The 6,642-nt window shown below is 43.3% G+C and carries 1 protein-coding gene, 18 tRNA genes and 2 rRNA genes; 20 read left to right on the forward strand and 1 reads right to left on the reverse strand.

The window, feature by feature from the left end:
- The first annotated feature begins 91 nt into the window (after nucleotides 1–91).
- The 20 genes from KHQ81_15240 to KHQ81_15335 all read left to right on the forward strand — a co-directional run bounded on the left by KHQ81_15240 (nucleotide 92) and on the right by KHQ81_15335 (nucleotide 4,962).
- A tRNA-Ile gene (locus KHQ81_15240) sits at nucleotides 92–168 on the forward strand.
- Nucleotides 169–194: 26 nt separating this feature from the next.
- Nucleotides 195–270 (forward strand) — tRNA-Ala (locus KHQ81_15245).
- A gap of 207 nt (nucleotides 271–477) precedes the next feature.
- Nucleotides 478–3,368: ribosomal RNA gene (locus KHQ81_15250) — 23S ribosomal RNA — on the forward strand.
- A gap of 86 nt (nucleotides 3,369–3,454) precedes the next feature.
- Nucleotides 3,455–3,559: ribosomal RNA gene (gene rrf / locus KHQ81_15255) — 5S ribosomal RNA — on the forward strand.
- Between the two features lie 8 nt (nucleotides 3,560–3,567).
- Nucleotides 3,568–3,644 (forward strand) — tRNA-Asn (locus tag KHQ81_15260).
- Between the two features lie 9 nt (nucleotides 3,645–3,653).
- Nucleotides 3,654–3,730 (forward strand) — tRNA-Glu (locus tag KHQ81_15265).
- 4 nt (nucleotides 3,731–3,734) lie between these two features.
- A tRNA-Val gene (locus tag KHQ81_15270) sits at nucleotides 3,735–3,810 on the forward strand.
- Between the two features lie 14 nt (nucleotides 3,811–3,824).
- Nucleotides 3,825–3,900 (forward strand) — tRNA-Thr (locus KHQ81_15275).
- Between the two features lie 6 nt (nucleotides 3,901–3,906).
- Nucleotides 3,907–3,991 (forward strand) — tRNA-Tyr (locus tag KHQ81_15280).
- A gap of 5 nt (nucleotides 3,992–3,996) precedes the next feature.
- Nucleotides 3,997–4,070 (forward strand) — tRNA-Trp (locus KHQ81_15285).
- Nucleotides 4,071–4,088: 18 nt separating this feature from the next.
- Nucleotides 4,089–4,164 (forward strand) — tRNA-His (locus KHQ81_15290).
- A 10-nt stretch (nucleotides 4,165–4,174) separates the two neighbouring features.
- Nucleotides 4,175–4,249: transfer RNA gene (locus KHQ81_15295), tRNA-Gln, on the forward strand.
- A 5-nt stretch (nucleotides 4,250–4,254) separates the two neighbouring features.
- Nucleotides 4,255–4,330 (forward strand) — tRNA-Lys (locus KHQ81_15300).
- Between the two features lie 8 nt (nucleotides 4,331–4,338).
- Nucleotides 4,339–4,427 (forward strand) — tRNA-Leu (locus tag KHQ81_15305).
- 6 nt (nucleotides 4,428–4,433) lie between these two features.
- Nucleotides 4,434–4,510, forward strand: a tRNA-Met gene (locus KHQ81_15310).
- An 11-nt stretch (nucleotides 4,511–4,521) separates the two neighbouring features.
- Nucleotides 4,522–4,598 (forward strand) — tRNA-Ile (locus KHQ81_15315).
- Between the two features lie 15 nt (nucleotides 4,599–4,613).
- Nucleotides 4,614–4,706: transfer RNA gene (locus KHQ81_15320), tRNA-Ser, on the forward strand.
- 21 nt (nucleotides 4,707–4,727) lie between these two features.
- Nucleotides 4,728–4,804, forward strand: a tRNA-Met gene (locus KHQ81_15325).
- A gap of 3 nt (nucleotides 4,805–4,807) precedes the next feature.
- Nucleotides 4,808–4,883, forward strand: a tRNA-Asp gene (locus KHQ81_15330).
- A 3-nt stretch (nucleotides 4,884–4,886) separates the two neighbouring features.
- A tRNA-Phe gene (locus tag KHQ81_15335) sits at nucleotides 4,887–4,962 on the forward strand.
- 112 nt (nucleotides 4,963–5,074) lie between these two features.
- Here the strand turns inward: KHQ81_15335 and KHQ81_15340 are convergent.
- The gene (locus KHQ81_15340) at nucleotides 5,075–6,373 is read right to left on the reverse strand and encodes an ISL3 family transposase (GenBank protein ID QVK18142.1); all 1,299 of its coding nucleotides are present in this window, start codon (nucleotides 6,371–6,373) and stop codon (nucleotides 5,075–5,077) included.
- Nucleotides 6,374–6,642 lie beyond the last annotated feature (269 nt).

Genomic DNA, 6,642 nt, shown 5'->3' on the forward strand with positions numbered 1-6,642 from the left:
TAAAAAGAAAAAGCACACAAAGGTTTAACTTGAATCAAAAGTTCTGTTTAGTTTTGAGAGATGAAACTCTCAAAAGAAGCCCTAATAGGATGGGCCTGTAGCTCAGATGGTTAGAGCGCACGCCTGATAAGCGTGAGGTCGATAGTTCGATTCTATTCAGGCCCACCATAAAAAAGCGTGTAGATAAAAAAAGTGGGGCCTTAGCTTAGCTGGGAGAGCGCCTGCCTTGCACGCAGGAGGTCAGGGGTTCGAATCCCCTAGGCTCCACCAAAGACTTTTTATTTCCTATAATCCTATATGGAAAAATTTATTGGTTGACAATGAATTAGGAAATGATATAATCAATAAGCTAAAAAGAAATTGATCTTTGAAAACTGGATAATGTAAGAAAGTAAACACAACAGCAGTGTTTGCGAAACAAAGCTTAAGCAAAGAACAAGCGCGTAACTAAATAAAGAAATTTATTTAGAATTATTAGGTTAAGTTAATAAGGGCGCACGGAGGATGCCTAGGCACTAGGAGCCGAAGAAGGACGCAACTAACGGCGAAACGCATCAGGGAGCTGTAAGTAAGCAGATCTGGTGATATCCGAATGGGGAAACCCTATAGGAGTAATATCCTATAACCGCTACCTGAAAAGATAGGGTAGCAGGAGGCATACCCAGGGAACTGAAACATCTAAGTACCTGGAGGAAAAGAAAGAAAAATCGATTTCCTAAGTAGCGGCGAGCGAAAGGGAAAGAGCCCAAACCATGGCAACATGGGGTAATAGGACCACAAAAACAGGATTAATGTAGTATAGACGAATGACGTGGGAAAGTCAACCAAAGAAGGTGAGAGTCCTGTAGTTGAAATACTAGATTAGACTAAGTGGGATCCTGAGTACGGCCGGACACGAGGAATCCGGTCGGAAATCGCGAGGACCATCTCGTAAGGCTAAATACTACCTAGTGACCGATAGTGAACCAGTACCGTGAGGGAAAGGTGAAAAGAACCCCGGGAGGGGAGTGAAATAGAACCTGAAACCGTGTGCCTACAAATAGTCAGAGCCCGTTAAAGGGTGATGGCGTGCCTTTTGTAGAATGAACCGGCGAGTTACGATATAGTGCAAGGTTAAGGGAAGAACCCGGAGCCGAAGCGAAAGCGAGTCTTAATAGGGCGAATAGTATTATGTCGTAGACCCGAAACCGAGTGAGCTAGCCATGTGCAGGGTGAAGGTTGGGTAAAACCAACTGGAGGCCCGAACCGTAGTCTGTTGAAAAAGGCCCGGATGACATGTGGCTAGGGGTGAAATTCCAATCGAACTCGGATATAGCTGGTTCTCCCCGAAATAGCTTTAGGGCTAGCCTCGTTAAAGAGCTTACTGGAGGTAGAGCACTGAATATACGATGGCCTCACCTCGAGGTACTGAATGTAATCAAACTCCGAATGCCAGATAAGTATAAACGGGAGTCAGACTGTGGGTGATAAGGTCCATGGTCAAAAGGGAAACAGCCCAGACCGCCAGTTAAGGTCCCAAAATAAACGTTAAGTGGAAAAGGATGTGGAGACACATAGACAACTAGGATGTTGGCTTAGAAGCAGCCACCATTCAAAGAGTGCGTAATAGCTCACTAGTCGAGTGACTCTGCGCCGAAAATGTACCGGGGCTAAACGTTTTACCGAAACTGCGGATCCAATGGGATGGTAGGGGAGCGTTCTAACAACGGAGAAGCTAGATCGTGAGGACTAGTGGAGATGTTAGAAGTGAGAATGCCGGTGTAAGTAGCGAGAAGATAGGTGAGAATCCTATCCGTCGAAAGCCTAAGGTTTCCAGAGGAAGGCTCGTCCGCTCTGGGTAAGTCGGGACCTAAGGTGAGGCCGAAAGGCGTAGCCGATGGACAACTGGTAGAGATTCCAGTACCACCATAATAACTGATGGAGTGACGGAGAAGGCTAAGGTGAGCCCACGGATGGAAGAGTGGGTCTAAACAGTAAGACAGTATAGAAGGCAAATCCGCTATACGCTAATGTCAAGCTGTGAAAGATAGCAGAATGATGTGAAGCACCTGATGTCAAGCTTCCGAGAAAAACTTCTAGGGTTAATTATTATGGTGCCCGTACCGTAAACCGACACAGGTAGGCGAGGAGAGAATCCTAAGACGCGCGAGAGAACCATCGTTAAGGAACTCGGCAAAATGACCCCGTAACTTAGGGAGAAGGGGTGCTTGTGTAAAAGCAAGCCGCAGTGAAAAGGCCCAAGCGACTGTTTAACAAAAACATAGGTCTCTGCTAAACCGAAAGGTGAAGTATAGGGGCTGACGCCTGCCCGGTGCTGGAAGGTTAAGGGGAAATGTTAGGAAACGAAGCATCGAACTGAAGCCCCAGTAAACGGCGGCCGTAACTATAACGGTCCTAAGGTAGCGAAATTCCTTGTCAGGTAAGTTCTGACCCGCACGAAAGGCGTAACGATTTGGGCACTGTCTCAACGGTGGACTCGGTGAAATCATAGTACCTGTGAAGATGCAGGTTACCCGCGACAGGACGGAAAGACCCCGTGGAGCTTTACTGTAACTTGATATTGAGTTTCGGTGTAACATGTACAGGATAGGTAGGAGACTGTGAATCCAGGACGCTAGTCTTGGAGGAGTCGACGTTGGGATACTACCCTTGTTGCACTGAAATTCTAACCTACATCCATAATCGGGATGGGGGACAGTGTCAGGCTGGCAGTTTGACTGGGGCGGTCGCCTCCTAAAGAGTAACGGAGGCGCCCAAAGGTTCCCTCAGAATGGTTGGAAATCATTTGAAGAGTGCAAAGGCATAAGGGAGCTTGACTGTGAGACATACAGGTCGAACAGGGACGAAAGTCGGGCTTAGTGATCCGGCGGTGCCGAATGGAAGGGCCGTCGCTCAACGGATAAAAGCTACCCCGGGGATAACAGGCTGATCACATCCAAGAGTTCACATCGACGATGTGGTTTGGCACCTCGATGTCGGCTCATCGCATCCTGGGGCTGAAGTCGGTCCCAAGGGTTGGGCTGTTCGCCCATTAAAGCGGTACGCGAGCTGGGTTCAGAACGTCGTGAGACAGTTCGGTCCCTATCCGTCGTGGGCGTAGGAAATTTGAGAGGAGCTGTCCTTAGTACGAGAGGACCGGGATGGACATACCGATGGTGTACCAGTTGTTCCGCCAGGAGCATAGCTGGGTAGCTAAGTATGGAAGGGATAAACGCTGAAAGCATCTAAGCGTGAAGCCCCCTCAAGATGAGATTTCCCATTCTTTTAAGAAGTAAGAACCCTTGAAGACTACAAGGTTGATAGGTCAGAAGTGTAAGTGTGGTAACACATGTAGCTGACTGATACTAATAGTTCGAGGACTTAACCTAAATAAATACGAATATTATCATACAAGTATGATATAATTACTTACATTATCTAGTTTTGAGAGATCAATCTCAAAGAAAAAACATAGTCTAGTGGTAATAGCATAGAGGAAACACCTGTTCTCATCCCGAACACAGAAGTTAAGCTCTATAGCGCCGATGATAGTTCACGCGAAAGTAGGTCGCTGCTAGGCTAAAAAGTGCCTCAATAGCTCAGTTGGTTAGAGCACATGACTGTTAATCATGGGGTCCTAGGTTCAAGTCCTAGTTGGGGCGCCACTAAATAACGGCCTGTTGGTGAAGCGGTTTAACACACATGCCTTTCACGCATGCATTCACGGGTTCAAATCCCGTACAGGTCACCATTATGGAGGTTTAGCTCAGTTGGGAGAGCATCTGCCTTACAAGCAGAGGGTCGGCGGTTCGAGCCCGTCAATCTCCACCATTAAAATTTAATTTGCCGACTTAGCTCAATAGGTAGAGCAACTGACTTGTAATCAGTAGGTTACGGGTTCAATTCCTGTAGTCGGCACCATGCCTTGGAGAGGTAGCGAAGTGGCTAAACGCGGCAGACTGTAAATCTGCTCCCAACGGGTTCGGCGGTTCGAAACCGTCCCTCTCCACCATTTTTAGGGGTGTAGTTTAAAGGTAGAACAGCGGTCTCCAAAACCGTTAGTGTGGGTTCAATTCCTGCCACCCCTGCCACTTTTCTTAATAATTATGGCGGCTATGGCGAAGGGGTTAACGCATCGGATTGTGGCTCCGACACACGTGGGTTCGATTCCCACTAGTCGCCCCATAAAAAACCTTGGGCTATAGCCAAGCGGTAAGGCAACGGACTTTGACTCCGTCACTCGCTGGTTCGAATCCAGCTAGCCCAGCCATATTTGTCCTGCTAGCTCAGTCGGTAGAGCATTTGACTTTTAATCAAAGGGTCAGAGGTTCGAATCCTCTGCAGGACACCATCCTAATTGCCTGGGTGGCGGAATAGGTAGACGCACAGGACTTAAAATCCTGCGGGAGTTAAATCCCGTACCGGTTCGACCCCGGTCCTAGGCACCATATTTTGGCGGTGTAGCTCAATTGGCTAGAGCGTACGGTTCATACCCGTGAGGTTAAGGGTTCGATTCCCTTCGCCGCTACCATACATCTTTCTGGACCCATAGCTCAGTTGGTTAGAGCTACCGGCTCATAACCGGTCGGTCCCAGGTTCGAGTCCTGGTGGGTCCACCAGTATAATTTCATAGCGGAGGAATACCCAAGTCCGGCTGAAGGGATCGGTCTTGAAAACCGACAGGGCGTGAAAGCGCCGCAAGGGTTCGAATCCCTTTTCCTCCGCCATTAAAATTAGATATTTATCATCGCGGGGTAGAGCAGTCTGGTAGCTCGTCGGGCTCATAACCCGGAGGTCGCAGGTTCAAATCCTGCCCCCGCAACCAAATGGTCTCGTGGTGTAGCGGTTAACATGCCTGCCTGTCACGCAGGAGATCGCGGGTTCAATTCCCGTCGAGACCGCCATATGGTTCGGTAGCTCAGTCGGTAGAGCAAAGGACTGAAAATCCTTGTGTCGGCAGTTCGATTCTGCCCCGAACCACCATTTTATAATTAATAAAGCCTTAATCGGGCTTTTTTTGTTATAAATTTGGCTCTTTGTCAAGTAGTGTGGGTAGAGAATACCCAATAAACTGACATTAAATCAATTACGAGGATTAAGCTGAATGGCTTAGTCCTTTTTTCATTATTCCCATTCCATGAGAAATGAGAATTCGTAGTTTAAAATGATGATAGCTTCTATAACCAAAAGCTATACGCTTGATAACTTTTATTTTATTATTTATACCTTCAATTACACCATTTGTATAATTAGTAGACATTAGATTTAGAATATAGGATTTATTCTTACGAATAGATTTAACTGATGTTTTCATATAAGCTGATATGTTTGGGTATTCTTGTTCAATTTGATCAAGAGTAGTTGTAAAGAGTTCTGGATTTTTGTTTTTAATACTATGTAAAAGGTCCTGATATAGTTCATATGTATCTCTAAGTTCCTTACTTTGATCTAGTAAATAATTTACAATATCTTCTTCACACATCATTTGTTTAAAACAATAAACTTTTCTATAATTTTTGATGTCTAATTTAGCCCGATCTTTCAATATAAGCTTCCAATAACGTTTAAACTTATTGTAGTTCTTTTTATCTTGATTCATAATTCTAACTCTAGTTTTATTTAATGAGCGAGAGATTAATTGAATAATATGGAATTTATCCATAACTATTTTAGCGTTAGGAAAGAGCATCTTTATAAGTTGAATGTAGGGCTTGTACATGTCGATAACGATTAATTTTACACTTCTCCTTGCTTTTTTAGTGTATCGTTGGAAATATTTGATTAATGAATTTAAGCGTCTATCTTCAACGATATCAATTATGCTTCCATTATGAGCATCACAAAAAAGAAAAGACATAGCCCCTACTGATGATTTAACTGATTTAAATTCATCAAAACAAAGTTGTTCAGGTAAATAATTATAATTAGGCTTATGCACTTCATAGAAACTGTTTATAACACGATTTACAGTGGAATGTGATACATTATGTTCTTTGGCTAAATCACACTCAGAAATCTTATTAGAAGCTGCAAGAGCAACAGCTACTTTAGTATTATTAGATATATAACAATGCTGATTAACAATAGATGTCTTGAGAGTAAAGGTACTATTACAATGATGACATTTATAACGTTGTTTTCTAAGTTTTAAATAAGCATTCATATTAGATACTTTAGGTAAAGTTATTGTAGATGTCTTAAAGCCATGCTTTTCAAACTGGTTATCAAATACACAACCACATGAATAACAATATTGAGGCTGATATGTGAGAGTTCCATAATAGATTTGTGATCTAACACCCTTAATAATTTCTTCTGAGTAAAAGTTTTCATTAAAAGAAATATTTTCATCTTTTAAATTTAGTACTTTTACGATACAATTGTATTGAGACATATTTCCAATCCTTTCATTAGTGATTTCGTCGTTATTAATTGTATCAGGATATTGGAAATCTGTCTCATTTTTTTATGCAAATTAAATGGTGTGAGTTTATTACCCACACCAAATATTATAGAACCATAAATTTTTAATGGTTGACTGTGTCTAACATAATATCAATAGGATGTATCGAAAGGATACCTAGTAATTACAATAGAAAAAACATTGCTTGTGTATAGAAAGTCTGTAAACCATTGCTTGTGTATCAGCAACTGAGTCTGTAA

The organism is Mycoplasmatota bacterium, assembly GCA_018394295.1.
In the GTDB taxonomy this organism is placed as follows: Bacteria; Bacillota_I; Bacilli_A; order Haloplasmatales; family Haloplasmataceae; genus JAENYC01.

Excerpts from the sequence above, each read along its gene's own strand:
- KHQ81_15340 (QVK18142.1), bottom strand. The coding sequence starts at position 6,373 with ATGTCTCAATACAATTGTATCGTAAAAGTACTAAATTTAAAAGATGAA.